15 protein-coding genes are annotated in these 14,942 nt (G+C 74.7%); 8 read left to right on the plus strand and 7 right to left on the minus strand.

All coding sequences use genetic code 11. The features are described 5' to 3' along the window. Positions 1–5 precede the first annotated feature (5 nt). Entirely contained in the window at positions 6–2,009 is a 2,004-nt protein-coding gene (locus WJX68_RS19155; protein WP_340292918.1) for an alpha-amylase family protein, read from the minus strand. A gap of 128 nt (positions 2,010–2,137) precedes the next feature. Here WJX68_RS19155 and WJX68_RS19160 point away from each other — a divergent pair, with 128 nt between their 5' ends. Then, on the plus strand, positions 2,138–2,722 hold the full coding sequence (locus WJX68_RS19160; protein ID WP_340292920.1) for a VldE C-terminal domain-containing protein: 585 nt from the start codon (positions 2,138–2,140) through the stop codon (positions 2,720–2,722). Between the two features lie 9 nt (positions 2,723–2,731). Here the strand turns inward: WJX68_RS19160 and WJX68_RS19165 are convergent, their stop codons facing one another. Genes WJX68_RS19165 through WJX68_RS19175 form a run of 3 tightly spaced genes read right to left on the minus strand, consistent with a single transcriptional unit; the run spans position 2,732 to position 4,976 of the window. Continuing rightward, positions 2,732–3,241: a VOC family protein gene (locus WJX68_RS19165; protein WP_340292921.1), complete on the minus strand. Its 510-nt coding sequence runs from the start codon at positions 3,239–3,241 to the stop codon at positions 2,732–2,734. A 5-nt stretch (positions 3,242–3,246) separates the two neighbouring features. Then, positions 3,247–3,858, minus strand: a complete 612-nt coding sequence (locus WJX68_RS19170; protein WP_340292923.1) for a CE1759 family FMN reductase — start codon at positions 3,856–3,858, stop codon at positions 3,247–3,249. After that, positions 3,858–4,976: an LLM class flavin-dependent oxidoreductase gene (locus tag WJX68_RS19175; protein ID WP_340292925.1), complete on the minus strand. Its 1,119-nt coding sequence runs from the start codon at positions 4,974–4,976 to the stop codon at positions 3,858–3,860. Before WJX68_RS19175 ends, WJX68_RS19170 begins: the two co-directional genes overlap by 1 nt. 100 nt (positions 4,977–5,076) lie before the next feature. On the opposite strand from WJX68_RS19175, the gene WJX68_RS19180 reads away from it, so the two are divergent. Further along, positions 5,077–5,538 carry a MarR family winged helix-turn-helix transcriptional regulator gene (locus WJX68_RS19180; RefSeq protein ID WP_340292927.1) on the plus strand — a complete coding sequence of 154 codons (462 nt, stop codon included), beginning with the start codon at positions 5,077–5,079 and terminating at the stop codon, positions 5,536–5,538. An 85-nt stretch (positions 5,539–5,623) separates the two neighbouring features. Here WJX68_RS19180 and WJX68_RS19185 read toward each other — a convergent pair whose 3' ends face one another. From WJX68_RS19185 to WJX68_RS19195, 3 genes are read right to left on the minus strand one after another with little or no spacing between them, the layout of a single operon-like run. After that, the gene (locus WJX68_RS19185; RefSeq protein ID WP_340292929.1) at positions 5,624–6,649 is read right to left on the minus strand and encodes an NAD(P)-dependent alcohol dehydrogenase; all 1,026 of its coding nucleotides are present in this window, start codon (positions 6,647–6,649) and stop codon (positions 5,624–5,626) included. Next, positions 6,646–7,365 (minus strand): iron-sulfur cluster assembly protein, encoded by a 720-nt coding sequence (locus WJX68_RS19190; protein WP_340292931.1) that lies wholly within the window; start codon positions 7,363–7,365, stop codon positions 6,646–6,648. Before WJX68_RS19190 ends, WJX68_RS19185 begins: the two co-directional genes overlap by 4 nt. After that, the gene (locus WJX68_RS19195) at positions 7,362–8,378 is read right to left on the minus strand and encodes an amidohydrolase family protein (RefSeq protein ID WP_340292933.1); all 1,017 of its coding nucleotides are present in this window, start codon (positions 8,376–8,378) and stop codon (positions 7,362–7,364) included. The genes WJX68_RS19190 and WJX68_RS19195 overlap by 4 nt, the downstream gene beginning before the upstream one ends. 203 nt (positions 8,379–8,581) lie before the next feature. Here WJX68_RS19195 and WJX68_RS19200 point away from each other — a divergent pair, with 203 nt between their 5' ends. The 6 genes from WJX68_RS19200 to WJX68_RS19225 are packed head-to-tail and all read left to right on the plus strand — an operon-like array spanning position 8,582 to position 14,872. Then, on the plus strand, positions 8,582–9,973 hold the full coding sequence (locus tag WJX68_RS19200; RefSeq protein WP_340292935.1) for an AAA-type ATPase lid domain-containing protein: 1,392 nt from the start codon (positions 8,582–8,584) through the stop codon (positions 9,971–9,973). Between the two features lie 24 nt (positions 9,974–9,997). Then, a complete protein-coding gene (locus tag WJX68_RS19205; RefSeq protein ID WP_251787403.1) occupies positions 9,998–10,684 on the plus strand; it encodes a response regulator transcription factor in 687 nt (228 codons plus the stop codon). Further along, a complete protein-coding gene (locus WJX68_RS19210; RefSeq protein WP_340292937.1) occupies positions 10,681–12,171 on the plus strand; it encodes a HAMP domain-containing sensor histidine kinase in 1,491 nt (496 codons plus the stop codon). The genes WJX68_RS19205 and WJX68_RS19210 overlap by 4 nt, the downstream gene beginning before the upstream one ends. A gap of 24 nt (positions 12,172–12,195) precedes the next feature. After that, positions 12,196–13,611: a ferredoxin reductase family protein gene (locus WJX68_RS19215; RefSeq protein WP_340292939.1), complete on the plus strand. Its 1,416-nt coding sequence runs from the start codon at positions 12,196–12,198 to the stop codon at positions 13,609–13,611. 5 nt (positions 13,612–13,616) lie between these two features. Next, positions 13,617–14,081, plus strand: a complete 465-nt coding sequence (locus WJX68_RS19220; RefSeq protein ID WP_340292941.1) for an FMN-binding protein — start codon at positions 13,617–13,619, stop codon at positions 14,079–14,081. After that, entirely contained in the window at positions 14,078–14,872 is a 795-nt protein-coding gene (locus WJX68_RS19225) for an FAD:protein FMN transferase (protein ID WP_340292943.1), read from the plus strand. The genes WJX68_RS19220 and WJX68_RS19225 overlap by 4 nt, the downstream gene beginning before the upstream one ends. Positions 14,873–14,942: the final 70 nt, after the last annotated feature.

Below are 14,942 nucleotides of genomic sequence, written 5' to 3' on the forward strand. Positions count from 1 at the left end.
GCGGCTCACGGCTCGGCGAGCCACGCCCAGGACAGCGCGGGCAGGTGGGCGCGGCCGGCCTCGACGCGGACCGGTCCGTCGGAGGACAGGACCGTGTCCAGGCCGGTGACCAGGGCGGCGTCCACCGAGGCGGGCCGGTCCGCGACGTTGACCAGCCCGACGAACCGGCCGCTGCGCGGGTGCCGTCGCGCCCAGCCGAGCACGGCGGGGTCGTCGAGGTCCAGCACGTGCACCGGCGCCGACGCGTGCAGCGCGGGCAGCTCGGCGCGGACCGCGGCGAAGCCGGTGAGCGCGGCGAACACCCGGCCCTCGACGGTCGCGGGGTCGTAGCGGCGTGCGAACGCGGCCCCGTCCATCGGGGGCCGGTGCATCCACCGGTTGTCCGCGGCGCGCTCGGGGTCGGCGCGGTAACCGGTGTCGTTGGCGAGCGCGAGCTCGTCGCCCATGTAGAGCAGCGGGACACCGCCCCAGGCGTAGGTGACGGCGTGCAGGAGCAGCAGCCGTCGCACGCCGGCGTCGAGGGCGTCCCGGTCGCGGCGGGCGCGGGCGTCGTCGATGCCGCAGAGCGCGGCGGCGCTGCCGGAGACGCGGGCGTCACCGGTCGCGGGGTTCTCCTGGAACAGCGCGCCGCGGGCGAAGCTGCCGGGGAAGCGCCCGGAGAAGAAGTCGTTGAGGAACCGGCGGTGCGACGGCCCGTCCCAGCCGACGGCGGCGGCGTCGACGTCGGAGACGGCCCAGCCGATGTCGTCGTGGCAGCGCACGTAGGTCGCCCAGGCCGTCGTCGCGGGGGCGGGGGCCATCCGGCGCAACGCGTGCGCGGCGAGCCGGGCGTCGCGGGTGGCCAGGCTCGACCACAGCATCACCATCAGCTGGTTGTGGTAGGCCAGCTCGCACTCGGGCCGGTATCGCTCGTGGGCGCCGAGGTAGCCGACGAGGTCGTCCGGCGCGACGATCGCCTCGGCCTTGAAGACCACCGCGGGGGCGGCGATCCGGGTGAGCGCGTGCAACGCCTGCAGGACGTCGTGCGCCTCGGGCTGGTTCTGGCAGTTCGTGCCGAGCCGCTTGCCGAGGAACGGTGCCGCGTCCATCCGCAGCACCTCGACCCCGCGCCCGGCCAGGGTGAACACGGTGCCGAGCATCGCGGCGAAGACCTCGGGGCAGGTCCAGTCGAGATCCCACTGGTAGTCCCAGAACGTCGTCCACACCCAGCCGCCGCGGCCGCCGTCCGCCTCCGGGACCCAGGTGAACGAGCCCGGTGACCGGTCGGGGAAGACGTCGGGGATCGTCGCCTCCCAGGCGTCGGGCATCTCCCGGTCGGGGTAGCAGGTGTAGAAGCCGGCGTAGCGCGGGTCGCCGGCCAGCCAGCCGCGGGCCCACGGGTGCTCGGCGGCGGTGTGGTTGAGCACGAGGTCGACGCACAGGCTCATGCCGCGCTCGCGCAGCGCCCCGGCGAGGGACTCCAGGTCGTCCATGGTGCCCAGGCGCGGGTCGACGGCGGTGTAGTCCGCGACGGCGTAGCCGCCGTCGTTCTCCCCCTCCCGCGGCTTGAGCAGCGGCATCAGGTGCAGGTAGCGCACCCCGAGGTCGGCGAGGTGGTCGAGCCGGGTGCGGACGCCGCGCACGGTGCCGGCGAAGCGGTCGGTGTAGGCGACGTAGCCGACGGTGCGGGGGTCCTGGAACCAGTCGTCGCCGACCTCGCGGCGGCGGTCGAGCTCGCGCAGCGCGCGGGGGCGCGCGGCCGCGGCGGCCAGCGCGGCGCGGACCAGCCGGGCGGTGAGCTCGCCGGTGTCGGCCGTGGCGCCGTAGAGGGCGTCCAGCGGCAGGTGCGCGTCGGCGTACCAGCGCTCGGTGCGGGCGAGGAACCCGGCGGCCTCGATCGGGTCGAGGACGGCCCGTGCCTCGGTGCTCAGCCCGGGAAGCAGGTCGTGCAGGGCGGCCCGGGCGCGGCGGTGGCGCTCGGAGTCGGGCCGGGCGCGGACGGCGTCGCCCGCGGTGCTCGTGCTGATCACCGCGCCATCCTGCCGAACGGGACGCCGGCTGTCAGTGCGCGGGGAGCACCTGCGATCCGCGGCCCGCGGCGCGCCGGGGTCCACCGCCGTAGGCTGGCGACCACCCCGACAGAACGGACGAAGGCCCCGTGAAGACCCGCGTCGCCCCGGCCCTGGGGGTGCTCCTGGTGCTGGCCCTGCTCGCCGGTGGGCTCGTGTGGTTCGCCGGTAGCCGCGGGTTCACCCCCGACGACCTGCGCGAGCTGGTCGACCCGGCCCCGCCGGAGCAGTGCGACCAGCCGGACCCGACGACGGCGGGCTGTCTCACCCCGTCCGCGCTGCGCCTGCACGACGCGCTCGTCGGGCGGTTCGGCGAGCCGGGGCCGGAGGCGCCGGTGCGGGCGGTCACGTGCTGGTCGGAGCACGCGTGGAACCCGTCGAGCGACCACCCCGCGGGCCGGGCGTGCGACGCGTTCCCCGCCCGCTACGGCGAGTTCCCCGCCGGGCAGGACCTGGAGGACGGCTGGGCGGTCGCGAACTGGGCCCGCGAGAACGCCGCCGAGCTGCGGGTCCGGTACGTGATCTGGCAGGGCCGCATCTGGTACCGCGGCACCGGGGACTCCGGTGAGGGCCGCGAGAACTGGGGGCGGCCCTACGACGGCGGCGGCGTGTACGACCCGGCGGACGCCACCGGCGGGCACTACGACCACGTCCACGTCAGCGTCCGCCGGTGAGCACCCCGCTCACAGCACGTGGTGGCCGTACATCTCGCCCAGCGGGTCGGCGATGAGCTCGATGCGGGCGCCGTCGGGGTCGCGGAAGTAGACCGAGACACCGGAGTGCACCTCGTGCTCGACGCCGGCCTCGGCCAGCCGCGCGACGACCGCGTCCCAGGTCGAGGGCTCCACGCTGATCGCGACGTGGTGCAGCCCGCCGAGAACCTCGGCGTAGGGGCCGACGTCGAGCCCCGGGAAGTCGAAGAACGCGAGCAGGTTCCCGTTGCCGATGTCGAAGAAGAAGTGCGACGAGCCCGGGTAGTCCCGGTTCTCGATCAGCTCGGTGAGCGGGAAGCCCAGCACGTCCTGGTAAAAGCGCACGGTGGCCTCGACGTCCGAGCTGACCAGCGCGGTGTGGTGCAGGCCGCGGGCGGTCGAGGCCGGCCGCTCCCCCGCCGGCTTCAGGTGGGCGGAACGGATCCGGTCGCGCGCGGCGTCGAGGGCGGCGGTGTCGGTGGGGGTGCCTGTGTCGGTCATGGTGGTCAGCCCTTCAGCAGTGCGGTGAAGTCGGGGACGTCGGCGAACAGGTCGGTGCGGGTGGCCGGCGGCCGGGCGGCGACGGCGTCGGCCAGCTCGCCCGCGGCCCGCGCGACGCGACTCTCCAGTGTGGTGCCCACCGCGGTCGCGCCCCAGTCCTCGGGCGCGGCGAACACCGCGGTCGGGACCGTCGCGGCCCGCAGGTACGCGAACAGCGGGCGCATCGCGTGCTCCAGGGCCAGCGAGTGCCGCGCCGTGCCGCCGGTCGCGGCGAGCAGCACCGGGGTGCCGGTGAGCGCGTCGCGGTCCAGGACGTCGACGAAGGTCTTGAACAGCCCGCTGTAGGACGCCGAGAAGATCGGCGTCACGGCGACGACGGCGTCCGCCGCGGCCACCGACTCCAGCACCGGCGCCAGCGCGGTGTTCAGGAAGCCGGCGACCAGGTGGTCGGCGAGGTCGCGGGCGTGCTCGCGCAGCTCCACGACCTGCACCTGCGTCCGCTCGCCCCGGTCGGCCAGTGCGGCCGTGACCGCGGCGGCGAGGCGGTCGGCCAGCAGCCGGGTCGACGACGGCGTCGACAGCCCGGCGGTGAGCACGACGATCCTGCGGGTGGTCATCACGCGACCTCCTTCTCCTGCGTGGCGACGCCCTCGGTGCCGGCCGCGTCGCGGGCGGCGACCAGGGAGGCGTGGGTCGGCGCGTCCGGCACACCGGGCGCGCGCAGCGCGGCGAACTCGCGGCGCAGCACCGGCACGACCTCCTCGCCCAGCAGGTCGAGCTGCTCCAGCACGGTCTTCAGCGGCAGGCCCGCGTGGTCGATGAGGAACAGCTGGCGCTGGTAGTCGCCGACGTAGTCACGGAAGCCCAGTGTCCGCTCGATGACCTGCTGCGGGCTGCCGACGGTCAGCGGGGTCTCGCGGGTGAAGTCCTCCAGCGAGGGCCCGTGCCCGTAGACCGGGGCGTTGTCGAAGTACGGCCGGAACTCGCGCACCGCGTCCTGGCTGTTGCGGCGCATGAACACCTGGCCACCGAGGCCGACGATCGCGCGCTCGGCCGGTCCGTGACCGTGGTGCTCCCAGCGCGTGCGGTAGAACTCGACCATCCGCTTCGTGTGCGACGCCGGCCAGAAGATGTGGTTGTGGAAGAAGCCGTCGCCGTAGTAGGCGGCCTGCTCGGCGATCTCGGGGCTGCGGATCGAGCCGTGCCACACGAACGGCGCGACGCCGTCGAGCGGGCGCGGGGTCGAGGTGAAGCCCTGCAGCGGGGTGCGGAAGTGCCCCTCCCAGTCGACGACCTCGGTGTCCCACAGCTTCCGCAGCAGCGCGTAGTTCTCGACCGCCAGGTTCAGGCCCTGGCGGATGTCCTGGCCGAACCACGGGTAGACCGGGCCGGTGTTGCCGCGGCCGAGCATGAGGTCGACGCGGCCGCCCGCCACGTGCTGCAGCATCGCGAAGTCCTCGGCGATCTTCACCGGGTCGTTCGTGGTGATCAGCGTGGTCGAGGTGGACAGCTGCAGGGTCTCGGTGACGCCGGCGAGGTAGCCGAGCGTGGTGGTCGGCGACGAGGAGAAGAACGGCGGGTTGTGGTGCTCGCCGATCGCGAAGACGTCGAGCCCGACCTGCTCCGCGTGCTTCGCGATGGTCAGGACGTCCTGGATCCGCTGGGCCTCGGTCGGCGTGCGGCCGGTCGTCGGGTCCGGCGTGACGTCGCTGACCGTGAAGACTCCGAACTGCACGGCTTCCTCCTCTGCTCGTCGACGGACCGTTTGTTGATCCGTCATCTACATCGTGCAGCAACGTAGGTGACGCGTCAACTATTCCGGTAGGGTGGCATCCGTGACACGGTGGCTGGACGAGCGCGAGCAGGCGGCCTGGCGAGGGCTGCTCCGGATGCAGGCCCGCCTGCAGGGCGAGCTGCACCGGCGGCTGCAGGCCGGGTCGGGGCTCTCGCTCACCGACTTCGACGTGCTGGTGGCCCTGACCGACCGGCCCGACGAGCGGTGCCGGGTGCTGGAGCTGGCGACGCTGCTGGAGTGGGAGAAGAGCAGGCTCTCCCACCATCTGGCCCGGATGCAGAAACGCGGCCTCATCGCCCGCGAGGAGTGCGACGACGACGGCCGCGGCAACTACGTCGTGCTCACCGCGGCGGGCCGGGCGGCGATCGAGGCCGCCGCGCCGGGGCACGTGGAGACCGTGCGGGAGCTGGTCTTCGACGCCCTCTCCGACGACGACGTGGCCGCGCTGACCCGGATCACCGCCGCCGTGCAGGCCCGGCTCGACGGCCGCGACCCCCGCTGATCGCGTTCCGCGGAACGCGCGACGGCCCGCACCGGGCGTCGCCGGTACGGGCCGTCGTGAGCGGGACCGCGATCGGAACAGCAGGTCAGGGCACCAGGATGGCGCGACCCCTGACCTTCCCGGCGTCGAGGTCGTCGAGCGCGGACTGGAAGTCGTCCAGGGCGTAGGTGCTCGTGTGCAGGGTGACCCGGCCGCGGGCGGCCAGCTCCATCAGGTCGCAGAGATCGTTGTAGGACCCGACCAGGTTGCCGACCACGTTCACCTCGGCCGAGATCAGGTCGATCGTCGGGACGTCGACGTTCTCCCCGTAGCCGACCACGTGGTAGTCCCCCGCGCGCCGGGTCATCTCCAGGCCCTGCGCGGTGGAGCCGCCCTCGCCGACGAAGTCGATCACGGCCTCGGCGCCGTTCCCGCCGGTGCGCGACAGGACCTCGTCGACCTGCCCGCCGTCGGCGACGATGCCGTCGTCGGCGCCGATCTGCAGCGCCAGCTTCACCGCGTCCGGGTTGCGGTCGAGCACGACCAGCCGGGCCGGGGTCAGCGCCTTCAGCACCTGGATGCCGATGTGGCCGAGCCCGCCCGCCCCGATGACGACGCAGGTGTCGCGTGGTCCCAGCCGGCGTGAGGCCTTGGCCGCGGCGTGGTAGGCGGTGAGGCCGGCGTCGGCGAGGGCGGCGACGTCGGCGGGCTGCAGCGACGGGTCCAGCTTGACGACGCTGCGTGCCGAGGTGCGCAGGTACTCGGCGTAGCCGCCGTGGGTGTCGATGCCCGGGAACGCCGAGGCGGTGCAGTGCACGTCGTCGCCGGATCGGCAGGCGCGGCACAGGCCGCAGGTGGCGAGCGGATGCAGGATGACGCCGTCGCCCTCACGGACGTGGGTCACGGCCGACCCCACGGACTCGACCCAGCCCGCGTTCTCGTGGCCGATCGTGTACGGCAGCGCGACCTGGGACTTCTCCGCCCACTGCCCCTCGAGGACGTGCAGGTCGGTGCGGCAGACCCCGGCCCCGCCGATCCGGACGACGACGTCGAACGGGTCGACGACCTCCGGCTTCGGGACCTCGGTCAGCTCCATCGGCCGGTGGTAGCCGACCACCTGTACTGCTCTCACAACACGGATCCCTTCACGGACTCGGGGTAGCGGGTCTTCAGGAGCCCGCGGCAGAAGTGGGCGTTGCCCTCGATGGAGATCCGCACCGAGCGGGCCATCCGCAGCTTCAGCGGGACCTGCTCGGCCGGGTACGGGACGCCGTCGTGGCCGACCAGGACCGGCCGGTCGCCGCCGGTGGGCAGGCCGATCGCCGCGCGGCGGCGCAGCAGGGCGTCGGTGGCCGGGCCCGCGGGCAGGTCGGCCAGCGTGACGCCGTGCAGCGACTCGGGCGTCCGGTCCGGGTCGACCCGCAGCAGCCCGGTCAGCGAGCGCTCCATCGCGGCGGTGTGCGCCTTGCGGCGGAAGGTCTCGCGCAGCTCGTCGAGATCGGACTCGGCCTCGTGCCGGAAGGTGCCCTTGTAGCCGGCGTCGGCGGCCAGCCCGGCGTTGATGAGGTCGGAGTCGTGGTGGTCGTCGAGCTCGACCACGACCTCGCCGGTCCAGTCCAGCGCGGTGAGCACGTCCTTCGCATCCGAGCACATCAGGTAGGCGAAGTTCGGCGCGCAGAACGCGGTGGGCAGGCGCAGGTGCAGGGTGACCCGGTCGCCGTCGACGTCGAGGGAACGGACGAACTCCAGGTCGGTGATCGGCTCGTCCAGCTCGGGGTCGACGACGGCGTCGAGCGCCCGGAACGCCTGGTCAGTGCGCGAGGTGCGGGCGAGGGCGGGGGCGCTCACGACGCCACCGGGACCTCGGTCGGGGTCTCGTCGCGCAGCTGCAGCTCGGCGGGGACCTCGATGTCGTACATCGCCGCGGCGTTGAGACCCAGGATCTTCTTCTTCTGGGCGGTGGTCAGCGGCGCGTACTCGGACAGCTCGTCCGGGATCTCGAAGTCGACGAAGCGCTCGACCAGCCAGCGCGGGGTCCAGATCGCGTAGTCGCTCGAGAACTGGATGCGGTCCTCGCCCAGCCAGTACAGGAGCTCGCCGATGATCTGGCCGAAGTACTTGGGCCGGGTGTGGATGAACGGCATCGCGACGGCCAGGCCGGCGTGCACGTTCGGCTCCTGGGTGGCGATCCAGCAGAAGTCCTCGAGGCGCGGCAGGCCGCAGTGCTCGACGACGAAGTTCAGGTCGGTGAAGTCGGTGGCGACCTTGTCCACGTCGGCGACGTCGAACGCGTCCCGGTCCAGCGGGCGGATGGTGGGGCCCTTGTGGATGTGGATGTTCCGGATGCCCAGCTCCTGGGCCGCCTCGAGGTACTTGTAGGACCAGTGGTCGTCGAGCTTCCAGCCGCGGGACTCGCCGTGCCACTCCGCGGTGTAGAGCTTCACGCCCTTCAGGCCGAAGCGCTTCGCGTCCTCGCGCAGCTGCCGCAGGCCCTGCTCGCCGTTGCGCGGGTCCCAGTGGTGGTTGTAGGTCAGCTTGTCCGGGTGGGCCTGGGCGAGGGCGAAGGCCTCCTCGGTCTGGCCGAACCCGTTGTCGTAGAACTCGCCCAGGTAGGCGGGCTGGAACACCGCGTGGTCGACGTGACCGTCGGCGAACAGGTCCTTCATCAGCCGCTCGCCGCCCTGGTAGAGGTAGTCCTCGTAGGACCAGACCTCGGACTCGGGGCTCAGGTTGCGGTGGTAGTCGTAGAAGCAGTCGATGAACTGCTTGCCGTGGATGTTGCGCTGGTTCTCCGGGCGTGCGTCCCAGAGCGCCACGTGCGCGTCCACGATGAAGTAGGACTCACCGTTCTTCGAGTACATCGTCGTCCCTCTCAGGTCGCGGCGAGGTGGTGGGCACCCCGCGACTGCGCGGGCCGGTGGGGGATCCCGCGTCGAGGGCCGAAGGTAGGAACGGCGGCGCCCCGGCGGTCGTGATCACCGTCTCAACCTGAGACGAGACGGCGTCGCGACGGCGTCGCCGATGTGACACGGTCGTGAGCAGCAGGTACGAGGAGGTACGCGCGATGGGGCAGTCACTGGCTCCGGCCCGGATCTCGGCGTCCTGGGCGCGCAGCGAGACCTACGGCGCCCCCACCGACGCCGTCGACCCGGCGTTCACCGGTGCCGTCGACGACGGCTCGCTGTTCGCCCGGTGCGGCGGCGAGGTGCTCGCCGGGCTGCACGAGGGCCTGCCGGGCGAGCCGATCTCACTGATGCTGACCGACGCCGACGGCATCGTCGTCTCCCGGCTCTGCGACGAGCGCGCCCTGCTCGACGCGCTGGACCGCACCTACCTCGCGCCCGGGTTCGCCTTCGGCGAGCGGGAGGCCGGCACCACCGGGCTCGGCCTGGCCCTGGCCGACCGGGTCCCGTCGCTGGTCCGCGGCGACGAGCACTACTGCACCGGGTTGTGGGGCTACACCTGCGCGGCGGCCCCCGTGCTCGACCCCGTCGACGGGTCGCTGCTCGGCAGCATCAACCTCACCACCTGGTCGCAGCGCTCCGACGGTCTGCTGCTCGCGCTGGCGCGCACCGCCGCCGGTCAGACCTCGGCCCTGATGCTCGCGCACGGACGCGGCGCGAGCCCCCGGCGCGCGCCGCGCGGCGAGGTCTTCCGGGTCGCCCCGCAGCCCGTCGGCGGGACCGCGGCGCTCGGCCCGGCCTGGGCCGCCGCGCTCGACGAGGTCCGCGACGCGCTGCGCGACGGCGCCCGGGTCGGGGTGGTCGGCGAGCCCGGCGCCGGCAAGTCCGCGTTGCTCGCCGCGGCCCTGCGCACCGTCCGCCCGCGGCACCGGGTGCTGCACGCCCGCCCGCCGGCCGCCGAGGACGCGGTGTCCTGGCTGTCGCTGTGGTCCCCGGAGCTGGGCAAGGACGACACCGCGGTCATCGCGGGGCGGGTGCACGAGCTGCCCGCACCCGTCGCGACCCGGCTGTCGGCGCTGGTCCGGTCGCTGCCGCGGGCGTCGCTGAGTGTCACCGCGGGCGACGTCGACGGGATACCGGACGCGCTGTCACGGCTGCTCGACGTCGTCGTCGAGGTGCCGGCGCTGCGCCACCGTCCCGAGGACGTGCCGGTGCTCGCCGCGCACTTCGCCCGCGACGGCGTCACCTTCACCGACGCCGCCGCCCGCGCGCTGCGCACCTACTCCTGGCCGGGCAACGTGGAGCAGCTGCGCCGCACCGTGCGCGACGCCGCCGCCCGCAGCAGCCTCGTCGACGTGCGGCACCTGCCCCCGGAGCTGCTCGCCACCCGATCCGGATCGCTGACCCGGATCGAGTCGCTGGAGCGCGATGAGCTGGTCCGCTGCCTCACCGAGCACGGCATGAGCGTCACCCGGGCCGCGGAGACGCTCGGCATCAGCCGCGCGACGGCGTACCGGCGGGTGCAGCGCTACGGGATCACGACCTCCCGGTGAGACCGTTGCGGCATCATCGGTGCCGTGCCGCAGACGGTCCTGGTCGCCGACGACGACCGCGCGATCCGCGAGTCCCTCACCCGCGCCCTGGAGCTGGAGGGCTACGAGGTCGTGGGCGCCGCCGACGGCGTCGAGGTCCTCACCCGGGTGCGCCGCGACCCGGTCGACGCCCTCGTCCTGGACGTGATGATGCCCGCCCTCGACGGCATCGGCGTGTGCCGCGTGCTGCGCGCCGACGGCGACCGCACACCGGTGCTGATGCTGACCGCCCGGGTCGAGACCCCCGACCGGGTCGCGGGCCTCGACGCGGGTGCCGACGACTACCTGCCCAAGCCCTTCGAGCTCGACGAGCTGCTTGCCCGGCTGCGCGCGCTGCTGCGCCGGGCCGCGCCGGTCGAGGGCGAGCGCGCCGCGGTGCTGGCGGTGGGCGGGCTGCGCGTCGACCCGGCGGCCCGCCGCGCCTGGTGGGAGTCCACCGAGCTGACACTCACCAAGACCGAGTTCGACCTGCTGGAGCTGCTGGTCCGCAACGCGGGGATCGTGCTCGACCACTCCGGCGTCTACCAGCGGATCTGGGGCTACGACTTCGGCGCCGACTCCAAGAACCTCGCCGTCTACGTCGGCTACCTGCGCCGCAAGCTCGCCGCCGCCGGCGCCGGGGAGGTCATCCACACCGTGCGCGGGGTGGGCTACACGGTGCGGCGGTCGTGAGCCTCGGGACCCGGCTGGCGCTGGCGTTCGCGCTGGTCGCGGCGGTCGTCGCCGGGACGGTCGGGGTGCTGAGCTACCACTCGGCGTCCGAGCGGATCTCCGGCGAGATCGACCGCTCCCTGCAGGCCGCGACGACCGCGCTGGCGGGCGGCCAGACCGCCGTGCTCGGCGCCCCGGTCGCGGCCCTCCCCGACGGCGACGGGCGCGGCGGCGGCATCGACCCGGGCCGGACCGTCGGCGCGGAGGGCCCGGCGGTGGGGCAGGGCGGCGGCCGCTGGGACGATCCGCAGCAGCTCACCGCCCAGCGGGTCGCCGCGGACGGCACCGTCACCCGCGTCGGCGGCCGGGACGTGGCGCTGCCGGTGACCGGCACCGACCGGGCGCTCGCGGCGCAGGCCCGCGGGGGCGCCTCGGCGGGCACCGAGACCCGCGTCGGCGACCAGGCCTACCGGGTCCTCACCACCGCGGTGGGCGGGGCGGCGCTACAGGTCGGCATCGACGTCGACCGGTCCAGCCGGGTGCTCGCCGGGACCGCCGTGGAGATCGCGGTGGCCGCCGTCGTCGTCACGCTGGTCGCGGCCGTCCTGGGCTGGCTGCTGGCCCGCCGGATCACCCGGCGGCTGGTCCGGCTGACCGCGCTCACCGAGGAGGTCGCGGCGTCCGGGCTGGGCGAGCGGACCGCCCCGGTGGAGGGCCGCGACGAGGTCGCCCGGCTGTCGGCGTCGGTGAACACGATGCTGCGCCGCCTCGCCGAGGCCCGTGACTCCCAGGAACGGCTCGTCCAGGACGCCGCGCACGAGCTGCGCACCCCGCTGACCAGCCTGCGCACCAACGCGAGCGTGCTGCGCCGGATCGACCGGCTCTCCCCGGAGTCGCGCGAACGCCTCGTCGCCGACGTCGACGGCGAGACCCGCGAGCTGGCCCGGCTCGTCGAGGAGCTGGTCGAGCTGGCACTGGCCCGCCGCACCGACGAGCCCGAGACCGGCGTCGACCTGCTGGTGGTCGCCACCGCCGCCGCGGAACGCACCCGGCGGCGCACCGGACGGACGATCACCGTCGACGGCGCGCCCAGCCCGGTGCGGGGCCGGGTGAGCGGGCTGGAGCGCGCCGTGGGCAACCTGCTGGAGAACGCGGCCAAGTTCGACGCCGACCCCGCCCACGTCGTCGAGGTCGTGGTGCGGCGCGGCACCGTGTCGGTCGCCGACCGCGGACCCGGCCTCCACGACGGCGCCGACGGGTACGAGACCGAGCGGATCTTCGACCGCTTCCACCGCTCCGACGCCGCCCGTGCGCTGCCCGGCTCCGGGCTCGGCCTGTCCATCGTGCGTGACGTGGCGCTCGCCCACGACGGCACCGTCTTCGCCGGGAACCGGCCCGGCGGGGGCGCCGCGATCGGGTTCTCCGTCGGCGCCGGGCGGCTCTTACCGGATTCCGACCACGGTCACGCCGGCGCTTCACCGGGCCCCGCGAGCCTCGGAGGTACCTGACCACCTCCGCCCCACGGGGAGCCCATGTCCACCCTCACCCTCCGGCCCGCCCCCGCACCGGCCGGCCCGCGCGCCGTCCCCGCGACCGGTGCGCACGCCCGGCTCGACTCCCGGATCCGCTTCGGCGCCGGGATCGCGCTCTGGGCCGCGCTGCTGCTCGTCACCGGGTGGTGGGCGTCCGGCGGCGGCATCCGCGACCTCGGCGGCTGGGAGTCCGGCCTGACCTCGGCCGGGCGGCTCACCGGCCTGCTCGCCTCCGTGCTGCTGCTCGTGCAGGTCCTGCTCATGGCCCGGGTGCCGCTGCTCGAGCGGGCCTTCGGCCAGGACGGCCTGGCCGCGCTGCACCGCACCGTCGGGTTCACCTCGTTCACCGGCATGCTCGCCCACGTCGGGCTGATCACCTGGGGCTACGCGGCGGGAGAGCTGTCCGCCGCCCCCGGCGAGCTGTGGGACATGACCTGGACCATGCCCGGGATGCTGCCGGCCGCCGCCGGCACGGCCTGCCTGGTGCTCGTCGTCGCGACCAGCGTGCGGGCGGCCCGGGCACGGCTGCGCTACGAGTCCTGGCACCTGCTGCACCTCTACGCCTACCTCGGCGTCGGGCTCGCCCTGCCGCACCAGCTGTGGACCGGGCAGGAGTTCACCGGGTCGGCGGCGCGGACGGTGTTCTGGTGGGGCCTGTGGACCGCGGCGCTGCTCGCCGTGCTCGTGTGGCGGGTCGCGCTGCCGCTGGCCCGCTCGGTGCGCCACCGGCTCGTCGTCACCGCGGTCGTGCCCGAGGGCGACGGCAGCGTGTCGGTGCACCTGGCCGGCCGGCGCCTCGCCGCACTCGGTGCGCGCGCCGGACAGTTCCTGACCTGGCGTTTCCTGTCCGGCACCGGCTGGACCCGCGGGCACCCGTACTCGCTGTCGGCGATGCCCGACGGCCGCTCGCTGCGGATCACCGTGAAGGACCTCGGCGACGGCAGCGCCGCCGTCGCCCGGCTGCGGCCCGGCACCCGGGTGCTCGTCGAGGGCCCGTTCGGCCGGCTGACCGCCCGCGCCCGCACCGCCCCGGACGTGCTGCTGATCGGCGCCGGGGTCGGCATCACCCCGCTGCGGGCGCTGGCCGAGGAGTTCTGCGCCGGGCCCGGCCGGGTCACCCTGGTGCACCGCTACGCCGGCACCCCGCTGTTCGCCCGGGAGCTGACCGCGCTCGCGCACGCACACGGCTGCGAGCTGGTCCCGGTCCCCGGGCGCCGCCGCGGTGACGGCTCCTGGCTGGGCCACGGCGTCGGCCCGGTCGACGACCTGACCGCCCTGCGCACCTGGGTCCCCGACCTCGCCCGCCGCGACGTCTACGTCTGCGGCCCCGAGGCCTGGACCGGCCTGGTCCTGCGCACCCTCACCGCGGCCGGCGTCCCCGCCGACCGCGTCCACGTCGAACACTTCGGATGGTGAGCCCCGTGCGTCGCATCGTCGTCGCCGTCATGGCCACGCTCAGCGCGGTCACCCTGCTGTTCGGGTACCGCACCTCGACCTCGGGGCCGGACACCACCGCGGCCGCCGCGTCCACCGCGCGGAGCCCGGGCACGACCTCCACCACCGGCGGCACCACCGGCGGCACGGCCGCCGCGTCCGGTACCGGCGCCACGACCGTCACGGGTGACGCCGCGCAGACCCGCTACGGCCCCGTGCAGGTGCAGGTCTCGGTCTCCGGCGGGCGGATCACCGCGGTCGACGTCGTGCAGTACCCGGACACCAGCGGCAAGGACCAGCGGATCAACTCCCAGGCGATCCCGCAGCTCGTCGACGAGACGATCAGCGCCCAGAGCTCCCGGATCGACATGGTCAGCGGCGCGACGTACACCAGCGAGGGCTACGTCACCTCGCTGCAGAGCGCGCTGGACCGGGCGGGACTGCCGTCGTGAGCGCACCGGTCCTCGACGGCGCGGGCGCGGCGGCGACCGCCCCGGCCCGGTTCGTCGCCCACGTCATGGGCACGGCGGTCTCGCTGGCCCTGCGCGGCCGTCACACCGGGGACGGCGCCGCCCGCGACGCGTGGGCGGCCGTCGTCGCGGACCTGCGGCGCGCCGACGCGCTGTTCAGCCCGTGGCGGGCGAACTCGCTGGTCTCACGGATCGGGCGCGGCGAGCTGGCCCCGGCCGACGCCGGCCCCGAGATGGCCGAGGTCCTGGCGATCGGGGCGGCCGCGGCCCGCGGGTCCGGCGGCGCGTTCACCCTCCACCCGCGCGGCCGGTTCGACCCGTGCGGCGTGGTGAAGGGGTGGGCGGTGGAACGGGCCTGCACGCACCTGCGCGCCCTCGACGACACCGGCTGGTGCCTGGCCGCGGGCGGGGACCTGCAGGCCCGCGCCGCCGACGACGGTGAGCCCTGGCGGATCGGGATCGAGGACCCGGCCGCCACCGGGCGGATCGTCGCCACCGTGCCGGTCGTCGACGGCGCCGTCGCCACCTCGGGCAGCGCGCACCGCGGTGCGCACGTCGTCGACGGGCGCACCGGTGCCACCCCGTCGGGGATCGCGCAGGTGAGCGTGCTGGACGCCTCGCTGACCCGCGCCGACGTCGACGCCACCGCGGCCTTCGCGCTCGGCGAGGACGGCGTGGAGTGGCTCGCGCACCGCGCCGGCCGGACCGCGCTCGTCGTCCGGTCGGACGGCGCCGCGCTCACGGTCCGCGGGCCGGATCCCGCGGACGGGTGACACGCTCACCGGCCCGTTGCGACCGGTGGTCGTATTCACGGCCCGAGCGGGTATTCAGGCCCTGCCGTCC

This window comes from Pseudonocardia spirodelae, from assembly GCF_037727765.1.
GTDB classification, from domain to species: domain Bacteria; phylum Actinomycetota; class Actinomycetes; order Mycobacteriales; family Pseudonocardiaceae; genus Pseudonocardia; species Pseudonocardia spirodelae.